The sequence below is a fragment of the Mesorhizobium sp. 1B3 genome (genome assembly GCF_050958605.1).
Taxonomy (GTDB): Bacteria; Pseudomonadota; Alphaproteobacteria; order Rhizobiales; family Rhizobiaceae.
Window position 1 is genome coordinate 529,235 of the sequence record NZ_JBJHDO010000003.1, and the last position, 18,935, is coordinate 548,169.

Consider the following 18,935-nt stretch of genomic DNA (forward strand, 5'->3'; position numbering starts at 1 on the left):
CACCGCCCGGATCAATTCACCATGGTAAAGAGCCGCCCCGGCCGCAGCGAACCCGGCCACTTCCAGAGTTCGAGCGGGCTGGCGCCGTCGGCAATCGAGAAGAAGATGATGTTGGCGCGGCCAACGAGGTTCTCCTCGGGCACGAAGCCCACGGTGAAGCGGCTGTCGGTCGAATTGTCGCGGTTGTCGCCCATCATGAAGTAGTGGCCGGCCGGCACGACGAATTCACGCGTGTTGTCCCCAATGGAATTCGGCGTCAGGTCGAGCGTGTCGTAAGACACGCCATTCGGCAGGGTTTCGCGGTAGACGTCCACGGGCCGGTCGACCTCGGTGATGTCCGGATTGTCGATCTGGCCGACCTTCGCGCGCGGCACCGCAACGCCGTTGATGAAGAGCTGGCCCTCCCGCATCTGGATTCGATCGCCCGGCAGGCCGACGACTCGCTTGATGTAGTCGAGCGAAGGGTTGGGCGGATATTTGAAAACGACCACGTCGCCGCGCTCGGGCGAGCTGCCCCAGATCCGGCCCGAGAACAAGTTAGGCGAGAACGGCATGGAATAGCGGGAATAGCCATAGGCCCATTTGGTCACGAACAGATAATCGCCCTCGAGAAGGGTCGGACGCATCGATCCGGACGGAATGGAGAATGGCTGGAACAGGAGCGTACGGATCACCAGGGCGAGCAGCAATGCCTGAACGATCACGCTGACGGTCTCGCCCAGACCGCCTTTCTTCTTTACCGATTTGTCTGCCACGCTCATGTCGTCCTCAATTGGGTCGGTCCGTCTTATCGGCTTGCGCGCCCGCGGGCAACGGTGGTCGGTGGACCGCGGACGGTCCAACACCGCAACAATGGCGGTTATTCGACCGGAAGTGCCTCGATGATCACAAAAGCCTGAGCAATCGGGTAGTCGTCGGTGATCGTGAGATGGATCACGGGCCGCGTGCCGGCCGGAAGCATTCGTTCGAGCCGCGCCGCCGCGCCATTGGTCAGATGCATGGTCGGCTTGCCGTCCGGGAGATTGACCACGCCCATGTCGCGCCAGAAGACGCCGTCGGCCATGCCGGTTCCCAGCGCCTTGGCACAGGCCTCCTTGGCGGCGAAACGCTTGGCATAGGAGGCGGCGCGCTGCCGGCGGCGTTCCGACCGCGCCTTCTCGACCTCGGTATAGATGCGCGCAATGAACCGTTCGCCGTGCCGCTCCAGCGATTTTTCGATGCGTCTGATATCGATCAGGTCGCTGCCGATGCCGAGGATCATCCGGTCTCCGCCTCAGATGTTGCGGCTGCCGGGCTTCACCGGCGGGATCTTCGCGAGCTCCGGCGGCAACTGGTCTGCCGGATAGGCGGGGACCTCGTATTCGGCGAGCGCGACAAGCGGCACACCTACATCGGCCTTGCCGGCCGACCGGTCGATGATGCACGCGGCCGCGACGACTTCGACGCCGATTCCGCGCAGACACTCCACTGTCTCGCGGATCGACAGGCCCGTGGTGACGATGTCCTCGACGATGACAACCCGCGCGCCTTGCGGGATCTCGAAGCGGCGCAAGCGGAAGACGCCCCCTTCGCGCTCCACCCAAATGGCGGGAACGCCGAGATGGCGCGACGTTTCATAAGCGGGGATCAGCCCCCCGACGGCAGGACCGACCACATAGTCTATGCTGCCGGATACTTCCTGCCTGATCCTGGCAGCCAATGCCCGGCACAGCTTTTCGGTCTTGTCGGCATGCATGAAGACCCGGGCCTTCTGCAGAAAGACCGGGCTCCTGAGCCCTGACGTCAGGATGAAATGGCCCTCCAGGACCGCGCCGGCCTCGCGAAAGATCCCCAGCACTTCCTCGGTTGTCATGCCGCCTTGCCCTTCCTATCCGTTCACGCGACGCGCGTCGCTGACCATCGAGTTGTCTTTCAATTGCGAAATCAGCCTGTTCAGATGCTTGAGATCCCATACTTCGAGATCGATCAGCATCTCCGTGAAATCCGGCGCCGTGCGCACCATCGACAGCGTGTGGATGTTGGCGTCGTTCGCCGCCACCACCTGCGTGATCTCGGCGAGCGAGCCCGGCGCGTTGATCGCGGTCACCGAGACCCGCGCCGGGAAACGTTCTCTCGTCGTCTCGTCGATGTCCCAGCGCACGTCGATCCAGCGTTCCGGCTGGTCGTCGAAGGCGGTGAGCGACGGCGACTGGATGGGATAGATGGTGATGCCTGAGCCAGGCTGAATGATGCCCACGATGCGGTCGCCTGGGACCGCTCCTTCCGGCGCAAAACGCACGGGAAGATCGCCGCGCACGCCGCGGATCGGCACGGCCCCGTCGGAATTCGCGGTCTTGGCCTGCTTCTTGGAAGTCCTGCCAGGGAACTGGAACAGCATGCCGGCGGCATTGCGCAGATTGTACCAGCCTTCCTCACGTTGCTTCGGCGCCTGGGTGATGCGCTCTTCCTTGTAGTCGGGGAAGACCGCCTTCACGACATCGCCGGAGGCGAGCTCGCCGCGCCCGACAGATGCCAGAACGTCCTCGATGTCCTTGCGCGCCAGCCGATGGAGCACGGGCTTGAGCTTGTCCTTGGAGAAGCTCTTGCCGGCGCGCTCGAAGGCGCGCTCCAGGATACGCATGCCCAGCCCGGAATATTGCTTGCGGATCGCATTTTTGGTGGCGCGTCTGATTGCGGCCCGCGCCTTGCCGGTCACCACGATCGACTCCCAGGCGGCCGGCGGAACCTGAGCCTTGGAGCGGATGATCTCGACCTCGTCGCCGTTCTTGAGCTCCGTCATCAGCGGCATGATGCGGCCGTTGACCTTGGCGCCGACGCAGGTGTCTCCGACATCGGTATGCACGGCATATGCAAAGTCGATCGGCGTTGCCCCGCGCGGCAGGGCAATCAGCATGCCCTTGGGCGTGAAGCAGAAGACCTGGTCCTGAAAGAGCTCCAGCTTGGTGTTCTCCAGAAAGTCCTCAGGGTTGTCGCCTTCGGCAAGCTGTTCAATGGTCCGCCGCAACCAGGCATAGGCATTGGTGTCCTTGGAAAGCCCCGTCGCGTTGCCATTGGTCTTTCCGCCGGTGTCTTTGTAGACGGAATGCGCCGCGACACCGTATTCGGCGACGCTGTTCATCTCCTTCGTGCGGATCTGCAGTTCGACACGCTGGCGCGACGGTCCCACTATGGTGGTGTGAATGGAGCGATAGTCGTTCTGCTTTGGTGTCGAGATGTAGTCTTTAAAGCGCCCCGGAACCATCGACCAGCTCGTATGGATGGCGCCGAGCGCGCGATAGCAGTCCTCGACGGTGTCCACGATAACACGGAAACCGAAGATGTCGGAAAGCTGCTCGAAAGACAGCCCTTTGGTCTCCATCTTGCGGAAGACCGACCAGGCTTTCTTCTGCCGGCTCTTCACTTGTGCTTTGATTTGGTATTTCTCGAACAGGGCCGACAGCGCCTTCTCGATCTCGCCGATTACCCCGCGATTGCGCTCGAAGACATCCTTCAGCCGCTCGGTCACCGCGCGATGCGCTTCCGGATTGATTGTACGGAACGCGTGCTCCTCCAGTTCCTCACGCATGTCCTGCATGCCCATGCGGCCGGCGAGCGGAGCGTAGATCTCCATTGTCTCTTCGGCGATGCGCAGCTTCTTGTCCTCGCGCATATGGTCGAGGGTACGCATGTTGTGGAGACGGTCGGCCAGCTTGACGAGCAGCACGCGCACGTCTTCCGAGATCGCCAGCAGGAGCTTGCGCAGGTTTTCGGCCTGCTCCGCCTTCTTGGAGACGAGGTCGAGCTTCTTGAGCTTGGTCAGGCCTTCCACCAGCTTGCCAAGATCGGGGCCGAACAGCTCGTCGATCTCCTGACGCGTGGCCGTCGTGTCCTCGATGGTGTCGTGCAGCAGGGCGACGGCAATGGTCGCCTCGTCCATGTGCATCTCGGTCAGGATCGCCGCGACTTCCAGCGGATGAGAGAAGTAGGGATCGCCGGAAGCCCGCTTCTGGTGCCCATGCTTCTGCATGGCATAGACGTAAGCCTTGTTGAGCAGCGCCTCATTCACGTCGGGCTTGTAGCGCTGCACGCGCTCGACAAGCTCATACTGACGCATCATGGTGCTGTTCCGGTGTCCGCAAAAGAATCATGCGCCGCGCGTGTCGCCCGGCGCATGCAATAGATAGCCACGAAACCGCCGCCGCGAAAGATGCGGCGATGCGGTCCTCAATCAGTAGTCGTCGCTTTTCTCCGGCGGCACCAACCCTTCGATGCCGGCGAGCAGATCTTCCTCGCTCATACGGTCGAATGCGACGGTATCGTCTTCACGATCGGCATCGTCGCTCGTGGAAGCAGCCTGATCGATGAGCTCCTGACCATCGGCCTCTGGCTCGTCCACCTCGACGTGCTTCTGCAGCGAATGGATCAAATCTTCCTTGAGGTCACCGGGCGAGAGAGTCTCGTCGGCGATTTCGCGCAGGGCCACGACCGGATTCTTGTCGTTGTCGCGATCGACGGTAATCGGCGCGCCCTGGCTGATCTGGCGGGCGCGATGCCCGGCGAGCAGAACGAGTTCGAAACGGTTGTCGACCTTGTCGATGCAATCTTCAACAGTTACGCGGGCCATGAAGTGCCCCTTTCATTCCTGGGATTTCTGGAAAACTGGTCGGTCCATACAGCGAAAACGCCCCAAATACAAGCGCGAAGCCAAGGAAGCGGGCCGTCGCTTGCGGATGCGGACCGCGGTCGAAGCACAGTCGGCAGCCACATCAGGTGGAAGTGGACAGGAAAGCACACGGTCAGAGGGAAAGCTCGCGCCAGTGGGATGACCTATCTTCACATTTTCTTGCGTTGGCGCTTCACGCCACTTGGAATGGCAGGGTTTGGGCGCTAATTCCTGAAGGTCCGGTCGGCATCGTTGCTAGACCGGGCTTTACAGTTCGTATGTTTGCCGTTTCGTTATTTGGATCAAGGAATTTTCGACATGTTCGACCCCCGTGAGAAGATCGCCCTCTTCATCGACGGCGCCAATCTCTATGCAACTTCGCGGGCGCTCGGCTTCGACATCGACTACCGCAAGCTGCTCGGCAGTTTCCAGAAACGCGGCTATCTGCTGCGCGCCTATTACTATACGGCTCTTGTCGAGGATCAGGAGTATTCCTCGATCCGACCCCTGATCGATTGGCTCGACTACAACGGCTACAAGGTCGTGACCAAGCCGGCCAAGGAATTCACCGATTCCACCGGCCGGCGGAAGATCAAGGGCAACATGGATATCGAGTTGACGATCGATGCGCTAGAGCTCGCCGATATCGTGGACCACTATGTCATCTTTTCCGGCGACGGCGATTTCCGCACGCTGGTCGACGCTCTGCAGCGTCGCGGCCGCAAGGTCAGCATCGTCTCCACCATGGCTTCGCAACCGCCCATGATCTCCGATGACCTGCGCCGCCAGGCCGACCACTTCATCGACCTCGTCACCCTAAAGAACGAAGTCGGCCGAGACCCCTCCGACCGACCGGTGCGCAAGCAGGAGCCTGCTGAAACCAATGACGAAGAGTTTTAATGACAGTCGCAATGCCTGCCCTGCCCGCCGGCTCTCCGGAGCCCGACCGCGACTGCCCGCTTTGTCCGCGGCTTCATGATTTCATAGCTGAATGGCGTGCAAAGGAACCCACTTGGTTCAACGCGCCGGTCCCTACATTCATGCCCCGCGAAGGGGAAGCAGATGTGCGCCTGCTTGTCGTCGGGCTGGGACCCGGCCTGCGCGGAGCCAACCGGACTGGACGGCCATTCACGGGCGACTATGCCGGCGACCTCCTTTACCAGACGCTGATCCGCTTCGGTTTCGCGCGCGGACATTACGAGGCGCGCCCGGACGACGGCCTGGAACTTGTCGGCGCCGCTATCACCAATGCGGTGCGCTGCGTCCCCCCGGCCAACAAGCCGACCGGCGAAGAGATATCGACCTGCCGGACCTTTCTCGTTCCGACCATTGCACGTTTCCCGCGGTTGCGGGCCATTCTGGCGCTCGGCGCCATCGCGCATCAGTCGGTGGTGCGTGCCTTGGGCAAGCGGGTGGCCGCGCAACCCTTCAGGCATGGCGGACGATACGATGACCCGATCGCGCTATTCTCCAGCTATCATTGCTCCCGCTACAATACCAATACCGGGGTGCTGACAGAGGAGATGTTCGTCAACGTCTTCGCGGAGATCGCGAAGTACCTTCGGGAATAGGCTTCCTTGCCACCCGGCGAGAAGAAGCCCAGGCGCTTCAACTCTTCAACCGTGAGCCGGCCGGGTCGCTACCCCCTTGTCTTGAGGAGGCGACCCTTTTCGCGCGCCCAGTCCCGCTGCTTCTCGGATTGACGCTTGTCGTGCAGCTTCTTGCCGCGCGCAATCGCAAGCAGCAGCTTGGCGCGGCCGCGATCGTTGAAATAGATCTTCAGGGGCACCATGGTCATGCCCTCGCGCTCGACCGCCTGGGCGAGCCGCGCCATCTCGCGCTTGCTGAGCAGGAGCTTGCGGCGGCGCCGAGGCTCGTGATTGAAGCGGTTGCCCTGCAGATATTCCGGCAGATAGGAATTGATCAGCCAGATCTCGCCACCCTCGACCGAGGCATAGGATTCCTGGATGTTCGCCTGGCCCTGACGCAGCGACTTCACTTCCGTACCGGTGAGCACGAGCCCCGCTTCGACGGTGTCTGTCACCTCATAGGCGAAACGAGCCTTGCGGTTCTCCGCGACAGTCCGGTTGTTCGGATCGTTCTTTTTCTGTGTCATCTCTGGCAAATGCGCGAGAGCAGCGTCAGTTGATCAGACCGGCGTGCTTCATTGCCGATTCGATGGCCTTCGCCGTCGACTCCTCGACGGTAACGAGCGGCGAACGCACGACGTTCTCGATCCTGCCGAGGCGGGCGAGCGCATATTTCGCACCCGACACACCCGGCTCGATGAACAGCGCCTTGTGAAGCGGCATGAGCCTGTCCTGGAGCTCGAGCGCCCGTTCCTTGTCGCCCCCCAGCGACGCTTCCTGGAACTCCGCGCAAAGCCGTGGAGCGACATTCGACGTCACCGAGATAACGCCAACGCCGCCATGGGCGTTGAAGCCCAGCGCCGAAGCATCCTCTCCCGAGAGCTGGATGAAGTCCTTGCCACAGGTCAGGCGCTGCTCGGAGACGCGCTCGACTTTGCCGGTTGCGTCCTTGACGCCGACGATGTTGTCGAAATCACGCGCCAGCTTGCCCATCGTCTCCGGCAACATGTCGATCACCGAGCGCGGCGGAATGTTGTAGATGACAATCGGAAGCCTGGTGGCATTCGCCACGGCCGCGAAGTGGGCATAAAGGCCGCGCTGAGTGGGCTTGTTGTAGTAAGGCGTGACGACCAATACCGCGTTGGCGCCAACCTCTTCGGCGTGCCTGACCAGACCGACTGCTTCGGCGGTATTGTTCGATCCAGCGCCGGCGATCACCGGCACTCTCCCCTTCGCTACCTCCACGCAGATCTTCACCACCTCTCGGTGCTCTTCATGGGTAAGCGTCGGAGATTCGCCCGTTGTTCCGACCGGCACAAGGCCCTTCGTTCCCTCGGCGATCTGCCATTCGATGAAAGAACGAAAGGCTTTCTCGTCGAGACTTCCGTCCTTGCGGAACGGTGTCACGAGCGCAGTCATCGAGCCTCTCAGCATTTTCATCTACTCCTTGGGACCTCCGGCGACAGCACTGAACGCGGAGTTGGGCGCACCTTCTAGCCGAAAGCAAGGCTATGCGCCATAGTCCTGGCGGCTTCCGCAACAGGACCAATGACGATTTCATGACAGCCAGCCACCCGCCGGGTAGCGACGTTCTGGGCCGAATGCGAGGCTGTCGCGGCGGCGCTTGCGGCAGTCCCCCTCGCCGCCGGCACTTGGGCGGTCGGTTGAGAACTCGATGCATGGCCGTGAAGGCAATGCCGCTTATCTCGAAGACGTCCCGGTCGCACGCTGTCAAAGAGCGCAGCGCTGATAACTCTGCATCTCGTCGGGAAAGACAAAATCGGAAATCTCTATGGTGTCACGATCGACGATCCGTAGGGATACTGACATGCTGGTCGCCAAGACCGCATCGGCGCAGCTCATGCTCAGGGAAAGCCGTCCCTTGTCTTCCCGGACCCGCTTCACTCTGCACTCGCCATTGGCGCCGGTGATCTTGTCGCCGGAAATGATGATACCCGTGGTGAGGGACGATGCCGCATCACGAAAGCGGATCGATCCGTTCTTCTGCTCAAAGGTGGCGGCGCAATCCTGGCTGCTGATCATCCAGGCGCCCTGCAAGGCGTCAAGCGATGCAGCAAAGGCATTGGACAAGCAGGCCATCGACATCGCGACGCCGGCAAAAGTGGCGATATTGACTTTCCTCATCGTAACAAGCCTTTCTGGTCTAAGTCATTCGTCTCGCTCGCGGTGGGAGACAATCAACGCCTGAAACCGCCATGGAACCCGCCGCCATGAAAGCCGCCGCCACGGGCAAAGCCACCACCGCCGAACTGCGGATGAAATTCGGCTCTCCGACCGATTGAAAGCTGGTTGCCGCGCAACCGCTGAGTATAGTCGAAATTCAGATGATCGGGAGCCACCGCGCGGACCTGCGGCCGCGGGGGCGCCGCGCGCTGTGCATTCGCTCGATCCCTAAGCTGCTGCGCCGCCTGTGGATGCGCCGTTGCCGCGCGCTGACCGGCACTGCGGAGATTCTCCGACGCAGGACGCTGAACCGGGCTCCACCCCCCATCGGAGTGTTTTTGCCACTGACCATTCTGCCGGCGATAGACATTGCCGTCGCGGCCGGCATAGATGTTCCCGCTGTCTCCGCGTGCGACGAAGCCATGATTGCCGGCCGAGGTGCGCCAGTGCGCGCCCTCTCCGCCGGCAATCGCTCCGCCGGTCGCGCGGGCCCAGTCCGACCCACGCCTCACTCCGGCTGTGCCCCAAGAACCGTAGATGTTGTGACCGCCGCGGGCGATGGCTCCCGTATCGGTGCGTGGATTGTAGGCTGAAATAAAGCCACGTTCGCCGAGCGGACCGGCCACCGCGCCGCCGCGAAAGTAGGTTCCGGTACGCGGATTGTAGGCGGCACCGCCGACTATGCCCCGATAAGGGCCATAGGCATAGCCATAACGGCCGAAAGTTCCTCGGGCGGGATTGTAGAATGCACCGACGCCATAGGTCGCGGGCCGAGGGTAATATGGCCAGTAGCCGTTCGCCCAACCGAAGTCCCAATAGGCTGGATAGTACCAGCCGGTTCCGTAGACGAAGGTATCCCATGCGAGGAAGGCGCCGAGATACCCCATCGCATAGCCGAACCAGACGGCGTCATCCTCCGTGTCGTAAACCCTGACGTAAGTCGCGTTGTAGACCGGTGAGGAAGGCGGGATCTTGTAGATCTCGTCCGGCACGGATCGTGCCACCGCGAAGGGCCCGTTTGGGCTGTCGCCGACGAACCAAACACCGTCCTTCAGCACGTAATATTTGGATCCGACCTGGAAAACCTGGTCATTGGTGTTGACTGCGTAGGAGACTGACGTTCCCGCGATCGGCTCGAATTTCGGATCGCCGCTATAGGCCACCTCGGCCTGGACCGAACCATCCGTTGCCACACGCGCCATCTCCGGGATGCTCGCCTTCAGTCGGGCTTCGAGATTTTCCGAGGTGCCGGGGACGGACGAGCGTACATTGTAATAGGGCGTATCGTCGGGGATGTTCTTGAAGTCGGAGGGCAGGTCGGGCGTGGCGAAGGCCCAGGGGCCATCGAGCGATTTGGCGGAGAACCAGCGTCCGGAAAGCAGGACATACCAGTTTCCGTCGCCCTTGTCATAAAAGACGTCTCCGTTGCTGTTCGACGCCCACTGCAATCCTGTGCCCGGCACTTCCTCGAGCTTGGGCTCGCCGTCGAACTGGATGAGTTCGGCCGGCATGTCGGAATAAAAGACTTTCGGGGTGATGCCACCCTGGAATGGCGCCGGCGGCATCGCCGCGAGGGCATCCTTCCAGCTTTCCTCGTTGGGAAGCTTGGACAGCAGGTCCGGCAAGGCAGGGACGGCTTGCCAGTCCCCCGTGAGCGACTTGGCCGTCAGCCATGACTTCTCGTCACGCAGAAAATACGTGCCGCCGGCATCGACCTTGAAGATATCCCAGTTGCTGTTGACCACAAAAGACAGGCCGTCCACGCCTTTCACGGGCGCGAGCACCTCCTTGCCGTCAGTCTGCACCAAAACCGCCCGGATATTGCTGATGAAGATCGGCGGCGGATCGGATTTCAGCCCTTCGACATTGCTCATTCGGCCGTAATCGGTCAGGCTGGCTGTCAGACGTTCCTCGGCCAGCGTGATTGCGCCTGTCGGGATGGCCTTGTCGACTTCGAGCGAGAGGTCGGAGAGCTGCTCGCGATCGAGAGCGGAGAAATTGAGCTCCGTAACCTTGACGTCGCTCAGGACGACTTCTCCCGCCTCGCGATCGAGCGTCGTCCTTCCTTCGAGGCCAACAACGCCGTAGACCGGCTTGGCATCCTTGCCGGCCTTGTATTCGGCGGCCACAAGCGCCTTCAGACCAGTGAAATCCTTCCACTCCGTGACTTGCGGCTGGTAGAGGATCACTTCGGCGCCTTGCTGGGTGGTGTAGCTTCTCGGCCATCCCGGCCGATCCGGTTCGCTCTCATTCAGATATTTCGCGCTGACGAACCCTTGCTTGTCGCCGAAGGTCACCGAGCACCAGCCGCCGGCTGTATCGCATTCACCGAGATCGACCTCTGCGCCTTCGGGAATGGTTCCCTGGCTGGCGAAACCTGTGCCGGGTCCGGATCGGAAATTCACCTGCGCCGTCGTCACGGCCGGCGCGGCAAGGGCGGCAGCGACCAGAAAATGGTGGATGACGATCGCGAATGAAAACCTGCGCATGCCGGAACTCCCAAACGCCGCGGCTACCCACCGGTCGACACGTATCGTCGAACTCGGAATGCCATGCCAGGCAGCCTCTCCAATCACATGGGAAGGGCAAGTACGTTACTGTAACTCACGCCAGGAAAGCGCCCGTCGGGCGTCAGTCGATCACAATACCGGCCTTTGCCAGTCCGGTTTCGACGAGGCCGATCAATTCCGGCGTGAAGTGTCGTGCTGCCATGGCCGAGCGGAGAGAGCGCGAGTGCGTCTCGAGCAGGTTCAACACCGATATGGCGTCCTTGTCCCTGCCGAGTTCCGCAAGCGTCGCCGCGCGCAGCAAACTCGCTTCGAACCTGTGAGTATTCCCGAGCTGTTGGAGGCGCTCGAATGCCGTATCGAAACGGCCGCGCCGATAATCGACGAAGGCCAGCGTCAGCTCCGCATCCGGATTGAGCCGGCTTTCGATCAGTCGCGATCCGATCGCCATGGAGACGGCATCGTCCCATTGCCCCGAAGCCAGCAGGATTTCGCTCAGCCGGGCGGAAATATCGGCATTGTTGGGATTGAGCGCCAGCGCCCGGCGTCCAGCCGCGATCGCAGCGTCGGTTCGGCCGATACGTTGCAGAGCCAGCATCTGGGCCTCGGCGGCCCGATCGAAGTAAGGCGCGAGGGAGGCTGCCTTGTTCGCCAACTGCAGGGCGCGTTCCGTGAGCCCCGACGGTGCCTCTACCGGGTCTATCGCCAGGAGTACGCGGGCCAAGGCAGCGTGGACGTCGGGGGCGCCCTTGCGCAGTGCCAAGGTCCTCTCCAGGCAGTCTCGGGCCGCATTCAGAGCCCTCGTGTCAGCCTGGCTGAGAGCAAGATATGACCTGAGCAAGCATCCGTTGCCCAGCGTCGGATTCTCGAGCTCACGCGCGGTTTCGAGGCTGTTGATCACGCCGCGGACACCAGCCAGGCGAACCGCGACCTGCGCGGCCAGTTGTTCCCTGGCATCGCCGGGCGCGTCCTCGTCGCCGCGCGTCCGTTCCTCGCCCGACATCAGGATCTCTCCATTGGCGACGTCCAGCAACTGCCACGAAGCGGATCGGCTGCTTCCATCCTTCGGATACCTGATCGTCACCCGGTAGCTGGATTGCTGCATCGGTGAGGCAGCATTGGTAAACAGGGAGGTATCCGCCAGATCGGCTTCATTCAAGGAGGTTCGTCGATCCGCGACCACTCTCAGGGTCTGGAATTTCGAAAGGGCGCTCAGCAGGAGATCCTGTATTTGCAATGCATCCGCATCGGTTGCGTCGCCGGACAGCCTCGCCTCGACAAGCAGCCGCGGCTTGTCGGAAAGAACTCCCCCCCCTGCCCCGCCGAAAATCTGGAAAAGCGTGATAGCAGCGGGCAACGCCAAGCCGACAGCCATCAGCGAGGCGATCGCCCATTTCCTCCTCCGACCTGTTTGCAGCCTCGGCGCGCTCCCGCTCTCCTCTGGAGGCTCCTCCCTCACAGACGATACTGAAGGCTGCAGCGGCTGTGAGTTGCCGCTGCCGTCTGCTTCGAGCCTGCCGAACACAGGCACGTAGCGTCCCTTCGGAAGGTCGACATAGACCCCGCCTTTCCGACCGTGCCGTTCGTAGTAGCGCGTCAATGACGCCCGCAAGCGCGTCGCCTCGATCCGCACAATGGGATCGATCGCGGGATCGAATGTCGGAGGGCGGCCGAATACGTCCACAGCGACCGAATAGGCTTTGACCGCCTCGCTTCGGCCTTGGAACAGCTCCTCCGCAACGAAGCGGAGAAATTTCTTGTTGCGTTCAGTCGAATGGAATGCGGGATCTTGAAGCACGCGCTCCAACTCGGCACGTGCCTCATCGTCGGAGACAGATGGGTCCAGCGCCTGGGACTCGATACTCTCACCGTGCACCGCAATCCCCCAGGATGCATGCGCCTCGTATCCCCGCCTGTTTTGTATAGCGAGCGCTTTTACGCAAGTAAACCAGGTCGCCGTATTTCATTCTGTGCTTAGGTTAACAGCAAGAAGACATGCCCAATCACAGGCAATCTCTGGGAAATGTGGGTTCTTCTGAAATTCCTCGCTCGATGGCTCTCTACAAGAAGATCAGCTGTCGCCAGCGCACATCATCAGGATATCATGTTCGATATCCGCGCAAATTTTTTCGTATTCCGTGATCATGCCTGCGTTGCGGTCATCGCGCTCCCGTCGCAAACGTTCGAGCGTCGAGCTCGCGTCATCGAAAGCGCCGCAGAGATTGCGCATTTCCTCGCTGCGTGCACTCAGCAGCTGAAGCTGGCCACGCAGGGCCGGCATTTTGAGCATGAGCCTCACGAGGCCCCGGCGATTCTGGTCGGCTTCCATCGCCACCCGCCTCCTCGACGGATAAGACGCGGATCGTCGGCATTCTTACGGTTCGGCTTTGCCTGCCGAGCAGATCCAGGCAACGATCACGCAAGTGTTATCCGAGCGACACATGGTCGGCTGCACACCTCCACAGACATGCGAAAAGGATGGAAGAAAAAAGCCGGCAAAGACAGCACGCAACAGTAACAGAAGGGGTTTCCCTGCCAATTTGGCCGAAGCACCCTGCAAGGACCGCTACGTCGCCCACTTTGGAGGTATCAAAACACCCTGCGCTGCACCCAGACGCGCCGCTGCTTATCCCTTTGCAACCTTTGACTGCAGAGACGAGTGCTTGAAGAAAGTTGCATTTCTTGGAAACCGTTACAGTTACAAGCTGCCCGCAACGCCGTCGGTAAAACCGCGGGTCGCTTGGGAACGTGGTCTGCCTTCGTTTTTCCCCAATGTCGATTTCTTATCGGCGGCATTCAGTCAGAATCCCCCCGCCCCGGAAATCCAGCGTCAAGGTTCCGTTGCAACTCTTCACCCGATAAGGTCAGACCCTTGCCGCACCAGTTTCCTTCCGCAGCGTGCATGGAATGAACAAGCTCAGGCCGCCGACACGACTGGGCCGCCAATCCCTCGCGGTCGTGTTGCTCGCCCTCATGCCGCTCGCGGCTCAGAGCGAACCTCGGGTCGCCAGCAGTCCACCTCTGCCCCAGCCGAGGCCACAGGCAGCGGCCAAAGCGGTCGATGCCACGACGACGGCTTCGATCCTCCCGCGGATCGCTCCGATCCCGGAGGCCAGCGAGATGATGTCGGGCGACACGGTCATGCTGAAGTCCGGGCTCGACGCCCTCGCAGCGCGGGAGATGGATCAAGCTCTCGTCATACGAAACAGCCTACCGGCAGACTCGCTGGATCGCCACATTCTCGCCTGGGCCATCGCGCTCGGCGGCAGCGACAAGCTGTCGAGCGGTGAGATTGCCGAGGCGGCGCGTTCTCTTCCCGGCTGGCCTGGGCTCGCGACCCTTCGCAAGAACAGGGAACGCGCCATGTTCCGCGAAGAACCCGATGCTTTGACGGTCATCGCGACCTTTCAAGGTTCTCCGCCACAGACGCCTCAGGGAACGATCATGCTGGCGCGCGCCTATGCCGCGCGCAGCGAGCCGGACAAGGCGCGTGCGGTGCTCTCGCCTTTGTGGCGTTCGGAGAGGCTCGAAGCCGGCGAGGAGGCGGCGATCCTCCAGGAATTCGGCAAGCTGATCCCCGTCGCGGACCATCGCATGCGCATGGAGAAGATGCTCTATCTCAACCGCATCGATGCAGCGGGACGGGTAGCGGTCCATGCCCGTGCGTCGGAACTCTGGAGCGCCTGGGCAGCGGTCATTCGCAACGGCAAGGATGCCGGCAAGCTGTTGGACGCGGTGCCGGAAGCACAGCGCTCCGCAGGCTGGCTTTTCGCTCGGATCAAATATCTTCGTCGCGCCGAACGACTTTCGGAAGCCGCCGCAACGATGCTGGAGGCGCCGCGCGATAAGGCCACGCTGATCGCTCCCGATGCCTGGTGGTTGGAGCGACGTGCATTGTCGCGAGACCTGGTCGATGTCGGCGACATCGCCAACGCCTATAAGATCGTTGCGGCCCATTCCGCCGAAAGCCTCGTCAATGCGGCCGACGCCGAGTTCCATGCTGGCTGGTACGCGCTTCGCGGTTTGAGCGATCCGGCAACCGCCGCTCGGCATTTCTCGCGGATCACCGACTTCGCCAGCAGCCCCATCTCGCTTTCACGAGCCTATTATTGGCTGGGGCGCGCGGCCGAAGCCGGTGGGCCTGGAGATGCCAAGACCTATTTCGAGAAAGCGTCGACCTACGGTACAAGCTTTTACGGCCAGCTTGCCGCGGCCCGGATCGGGCGCAAGGCCATTGCCCTCACCTACCCCGCGCCGAGCGCGAGCGACAGGCAGAATTTTGCGCGACGCGAAGCGGTCCAGGCCATCCGCCGTCTTGAGGAGGCGGGATATCCGACGCGAGCCGAAATCCTCTACCGCGATCTCGGCGAGCAACTCTCCAGTCCCGGGGAGCTGGCGCTTCTGGCCGACATGGCGGAGAAGCGCGGCAACCACTTCCTGGCGCTTCGCGTCGGCAAGATCGCGGCCACGCGGGGCATCGATGTCGGCGCCCTCTCGCACCCCCTGGGCGCCATTCCCGGAAGCACGGACATTTCCGGCGCGGGGAAGGCCCTCGCCTATGCCGTGGCGCGGCAGGAAAGCGAATTCAATGTGGGGGCTATGTCAGGCGCCGGTGCACTGGGCCTGCTGCAGCTTCTTCCAAGCACGGCCAAGGAAGTCGCCAAGCGCAACGGGCTGGCCTATTCCCAGACGCGTCTCACGACCGACGCGGGCTACAACGCGACCTTGGGCTCGGCGTTCCTCGCCGAGCAGCTCGGGCGTTTCCAGGGCTCCTACGTGCTGACCTTCGCCGGCTACAATGCCGGGCCGCGGCGAGCGCAGCAGTGGATCGATCGCTATGGCGATCCCCGCGGCAAGGACATCGACACGGTAGTGGATTGGATCGAGCGGATTCCCTTTGCGGAGACGCGCAGCTACGTCCAGCGGGTGATGGAGAACTACCAAGTCTATAAGATGCGGCTTTCCGGCAAGTTCGACATCGTCAGCGACCTCGTGAGCGGTCGTTGACGCGCTCGTGCGCGTGGACACTGTCGTTGCGGGAAATAGAGCGCCTCAGCCCCCTCACTCAACACCATCGCTCAAATAACAAAACCCGGCGGGATGGCCGCCGGGTTTTGCCTGATCGGTTTTGAGGCCGATTAGAAGTAACGGGTGAAGCGCAGGAAGCCCGACACCGTGCCGTCGAGGTCGTCCACCTTGTCGTAGTGGATTTCCGGACGAACTTCGAAGTTCGTGACCGGGGTCCACACGGCCGAGATTTCGGCGCCCCAGGCGTTGATGTCGTCGCCGTCGAGGCCAACCATCTTTATGTCGGTGCCCTCTTCGTACAGACCGGCGAAATACTGACCGGCAACCGACACACCGAAGTTTTCGGTGAACTGATGGTTGTACGAAGCCAGGATCGACCATTCCGGCGAAACGTCCAGCGCGGAACCCGTGCTGAAGCGGGTGTCGCTGTTGGCATAGTAACCGAAGAGACGCAGCGAGGAGCCCGGCGAGTTCGGCACGTTGATCTGCGCCGCAAGCGATGCACCCCAGCCGCTCTGGTGGTCGAAGCCAGGAACGTCGTCCGGAAGACCGGTGATGTCGTCTTCCCAGCCGAAGCGGCCCCAGATCGAACCCCAGCCCTGGTTCACACCGACCTTGGCCACGACATCCGGCACGTAGCCGTCACCAGCGAGCGCATCGTCTTCGAGAGACAGCGTAGCGAAGAAGCCGTTGCCGCCGAAGAACGTATAGGACATCTGGTGACGCTGTGCGTAGCCGTAGTACATGCCGCCCCAGGAGTGCGATCCGAAGTTGGTCGCGCCACCGCGGAACGAAGCCGCCCAAGCCGATTCGGAGTAACCGGCGAAGAAGCCGCCGAGAGCCAGCCAGCCCTGGTCGATCGCGACCGGACCGTCAGCAAACGGGCTTCCGGCCAGCGAGGTCGGCGTCGAACGCTCACGACCACCCCAGTCGGCCTGGAAGCGGATCATGCCGCGCAGCGTACCCCATTCGGTTTCCGAACGGGACTCGATGTTGACGCGAGCGCGAGTCGACTTGATCCAGCCGTCGCCGGTACGGCCGCCGACATAACCGGGGGTGTCGTTGCTGACGTCTTCAAAGATCGGCGAGCCGTCCGGAGCAGTACCGACCTGCTGGAAATCGGTCTGGTAGCCGTTGGCGCCAACCTGGTACCAAACGTAACCGCTGATCGAAAGACAGGTTTCCGTGCCCGGAATATAGAACCAGCCACTACCGTAGGTGTCGCAAACCCGCACATATTCAACGGGCTCCGGTTCCGCCACGACGACGGCGTCAGCGGCACGCGCGCCACTGACGGCGACGAGCGCCGCAGCCGAGCCAAAAAGTAGGCTCTTAATGTTCATTTTCTGACCTCCAGTCAAAGTTTAAAACGGGTCTGGGCTTTTTATGCTGAAGGACAGCGTTCCCTGCCCCATCCCCAATGTCGAAACCTCGGCGACTGCAACGCCTCGATTTCTTCATCGACATTACTCATGATAATGACCCGTTCAACAGACATCGCACCGCAATAAAGCCTTCTACGATGCTATCCCACAGGTATGTTGCACAAATGACACGATTTGAGCCCCTTGAGTAAGAATGACTTAACCATGAGGTGCGCGTTGCCCTTGAAAGCTGCAATCTGGCTATTGAGGCTTGTTGCCGGGAGTTCGATGGCAAACCGAATCGATGGCCGTGGTTTGGCGACATGGGCCTTGACCGCGATCCGCCGCATGTCCCGTTCCGGTAGCCGCATATCGTGACAGCGCGGCGGGCAATTTATTTCTCTCGGAGACCCTGTTTGGCAGGTTGATTGTCTCGGAGCTTTTCTTTATCCAGCGGGCACCGGAGAGGTGGCCGAGTGGTCGAAGGCGCTCCCCTGCTAAGGGAGTAGAGGTCAAAAGCTTCTCGAGGGTTCGAATCCCTTCCTCTCCGCCATCCAACGTGACCTGCGACAACGGCTTGGTCCGGGCGCCCCGACAAGATCGGCCCAGTGCTCCTAAAGCGTGTCGCGGCAATCGGATTCGGGTGACACGCTTTAGGTCTTTGTTTTTGCCGCATTCTCGCGACGCCGACCGAATCCGGTCGGCTGCGAAATGCTCTAAGTGGGATATCGGGAGCGAGGAGAGCCTGCGGTTCGTCCTCAAGAAATTGCTTTTGGTCAGAGTTCCGGGCGGCGGCGGCTCGCATTCCTGCTCCGCTCGCCGGAACCCAACCTATCAGCGGCCAGATCGTTGTGCCGCCTCTTGCTCTGATCGTCCTGGATTCGGGACGTCCAGCCGCTCCAGGAACAGAGCGATCACCTCCTCGACGAAGGCTTCGCGGTCAGACATCACTGGCGTCTGATGGATGTGCTTGCGGATGAGGTAGTAAATTACGGTCGAGTGAAGATGCCAGACTCGTTCGACGCGCCGGTCGTGGCCCAGCAGCTCCGCTTTGGATCCCTGCCAGTGATCGATTTCATCGGCGATCAGGCCTAGGATCTTCGAGACGTGATCGCCAAGGTAGCGACGCGTCATGCCGTTGCCGTCCAGACTCGCGCGCATGGCGATGCGGATCCAGTTGCGGTCGTCTACCACCGCCAAGTATGACAAGTAGAATTCCAATAGCCGCTCGGGCAGTGGTCGGCTACGATCCGTTATCGCCCTGGCCCACGCTTCATCCCAGCGCGCTTCGAAGACGGCATCGTAAACCGCTTCGATCAGCGCTTCCTTGCCGTCGAAATATTTGAACACCAAGGCCGGCGAGATGCCGATTTCGCGCGCGAGCTGCCTGATCTGCACCTCGAAGCCGTGGTCGGCGAAATGGGCGACCGCCGCTTCCAGAATCATTTCGCGCCGCATCTGAGGCGGCATACGAGTCCGGCTTCGCGCCTGCCGCCGGGGTTGTCTCACCGGCTCCATCGTTTCTTCGAAATCCGTCACCACAGCCTGTTCGCCTACGCGCCACAAAGGACCTTGACAAGCCCATTTCCTTATTGAACATTGGGTCACTAACGCTCGTCAA

At 61.5% G+C, this 18,935-nt stretch carries 16 protein-coding genes and 1 tRNA gene; 4 read left to right on the forward strand and 13 right to left on the reverse strand.

Features of this window, described 5'->3' with window-relative positions:
* Nucleotides 1-11: 11 nt before the first annotated feature.
* The 5 genes from lepB to rpoZ form a co-directional block, all read right to left on the reverse strand.
* Nucleotides 12-761 (reverse strand): signal peptidase I, encoded by a 750-nt coding sequence (lepB, locus tag ACCO56_RS11650; RefSeq protein WP_433640732.1) that lies wholly within the window; start codon nucleotides 759-761, stop codon nucleotides 12-14.
* A gap of 98 nt (nucleotides 762-859) precedes the next feature.
* Nucleotides 860-1,261, reverse strand: coding sequence for a holo-ACP synthase (acpS, locus tag ACCO56_RS11655; protein WP_433640734.1), 402 nt, complete (start codon nucleotides 1,259-1,261; stop codon nucleotides 860-862).
* A 12-nt stretch (nucleotides 1,262-1,273) separates the two neighbouring features.
* Entirely contained in the window at nucleotides 1,274-1,852 is a 579-nt protein-coding gene (pyrE, locus tag ACCO56_RS11660) for an orotate phosphoribosyltransferase (protein WP_433640736.1), read from the reverse strand.
* A 15-nt stretch (nucleotides 1,853-1,867) separates the two neighbouring features.
* Complete coding sequence (locus tag ACCO56_RS11665; RefSeq protein WP_433640737.1) at nucleotides 1,868-4,096, reverse strand: RelA/SpoT family protein; 2,229 nt, start codon at nucleotides 4,094-4,096, stop codon at nucleotides 1,868-1,870.
* A 111-nt stretch (nucleotides 4,097-4,207) separates the two neighbouring features.
* The gene (gene rpoZ, locus ACCO56_RS11670) at nucleotides 4,208-4,603 is read right to left on the reverse strand and encodes a DNA-directed RNA polymerase subunit omega (protein ID WP_433640739.1); all 396 of its coding nucleotides are present in this window, start codon (nucleotides 4,601-4,603) and stop codon (nucleotides 4,208-4,210) included.
* Between the two features lie 357 nt (nucleotides 4,604-4,960).
* Between rpoZ and ACCO56_RS11675 the strand changes: the two genes are divergently transcribed.
* Together ACCO56_RS11675 and ACCO56_RS11680 are read left to right on the forward strand one after the other, a co-directional pair.
* The gene (locus ACCO56_RS11675) at nucleotides 4,961-5,542 is read left to right on the forward strand and encodes an NYN domain-containing protein (RefSeq protein ID WP_433640741.1); all 582 of its coding nucleotides are present in this window, start codon (nucleotides 4,961-4,963) and stop codon (nucleotides 5,540-5,542) included.
* Nucleotides 5,542-6,213 (forward strand): uracil-DNA glycosylase, encoded by a 672-nt coding sequence (locus ACCO56_RS11680; protein ID WP_433640742.1) that lies wholly within the window; start codon nucleotides 5,542-5,544, stop codon nucleotides 6,211-6,213. Before ACCO56_RS11675 ends, ACCO56_RS11680 begins: the two co-directional genes overlap by 1 nt.
* 68 nt (nucleotides 6,214-6,281) lie before the next feature.
* Here the strand turns inward: ACCO56_RS11680 and smpB are convergent, their stop codons facing one another.
* The 6 genes from smpB to ACCO56_RS11710 all read right to left on the reverse strand — a co-directional run bounded on the left by smpB (nucleotide 6,282) and on the right by ACCO56_RS11710 (nucleotide 13,251).
* On the reverse strand, nucleotides 6,282-6,758 hold the full coding sequence (smpB, locus tag ACCO56_RS11685) for an SsrA-binding protein SmpB (RefSeq protein ID WP_433640744.1): 477 nt from the start codon (nucleotides 6,756-6,758) through the stop codon (nucleotides 6,282-6,284).
* A 25-nt stretch (nucleotides 6,759-6,783) separates the two neighbouring features.
* Complete coding sequence (gene dapA / locus ACCO56_RS11690) at nucleotides 6,784-7,665, reverse strand: 4-hydroxy-tetrahydrodipicolinate synthase (RefSeq protein WP_433640901.1); 882 nt, start codon at nucleotides 7,663-7,665, stop codon at nucleotides 6,784-6,786.
* A gap of 297 nt (nucleotides 7,666-7,962) precedes the next feature.
* Nucleotides 7,963-8,322, reverse strand: a complete 360-nt coding sequence (locus ACCO56_RS11695) for a hypothetical protein (RefSeq protein ID WP_433640745.1) — start codon at nucleotides 8,320-8,322, stop codon at nucleotides 7,963-7,965.
* 107 nt (nucleotides 8,323-8,429) lie between these two features.
* A complete protein-coding gene (locus ACCO56_RS11700; protein WP_433640747.1) occupies nucleotides 8,430-10,904 on the reverse strand; it encodes an SH3 domain-containing protein in 2,475 nt (824 codons plus the stop codon).
* A 142-nt stretch (nucleotides 10,905-11,046) separates the two neighbouring features.
* On the reverse strand, nucleotides 11,047-12,798 hold the full coding sequence (locus ACCO56_RS11705; RefSeq protein ID WP_433640749.1) for a tetratricopeptide repeat protein: 1,752 nt from the start codon (nucleotides 12,796-12,798) through the stop codon (nucleotides 11,047-11,049).
* A gap of 195 nt (nucleotides 12,799-12,993) precedes the next feature.
* Complete coding sequence (locus ACCO56_RS11710) at nucleotides 12,994-13,251, reverse strand: hypothetical protein (RefSeq protein WP_433640751.1); 258 nt, start codon at nucleotides 13,249-13,251, stop codon at nucleotides 12,994-12,996.
* Between the two features lie 578 nt (nucleotides 13,252-13,829).
* Here ACCO56_RS11710 and ACCO56_RS11715 point away from each other — a divergent pair.
* A complete protein-coding gene (locus tag ACCO56_RS11715) occupies nucleotides 13,830-15,929 on the forward strand; it encodes a lytic transglycosylase domain-containing protein (protein WP_433640752.1) in 2,100 nt (699 codons plus the stop codon).
* Between the two features lie 131 nt (nucleotides 15,930-16,060).
* Here ACCO56_RS11715 and ACCO56_RS11720 read toward each other — a convergent pair whose 3' ends face one another.
* On the reverse strand, nucleotides 16,061-17,293 hold the full coding sequence (locus ACCO56_RS11720) for a porin (RefSeq protein ID WP_433640754.1): 1,233 nt from the start codon (nucleotides 17,291-17,293) through the stop codon (nucleotides 16,061-16,063).
* Between the two features lie 483 nt (nucleotides 17,294-17,776).
* Here ACCO56_RS11720 and ACCO56_RS11725 point away from each other — a divergent pair.
* Nucleotides 17,777-17,867 (forward strand) — tRNA-Ser (locus ACCO56_RS11725).
* Nucleotides 17,868-18,148: 281 nt separating this feature from the next.
* On the opposite strand, the gene ACCO56_RS11730 is transcribed toward ACCO56_RS11725, so the two are convergent.
* Nucleotides 18,149-18,853 carry a TetR/AcrR family transcriptional regulator gene (locus ACCO56_RS11730; protein ID WP_433640755.1) on the reverse strand — a complete coding sequence of 235 codons (705 nt, stop codon included), beginning with the start codon at nucleotides 18,851-18,853 and terminating at the stop codon, nucleotides 18,149-18,151.
* Nucleotides 18,854-18,935: the final 82 nt, after the last annotated feature.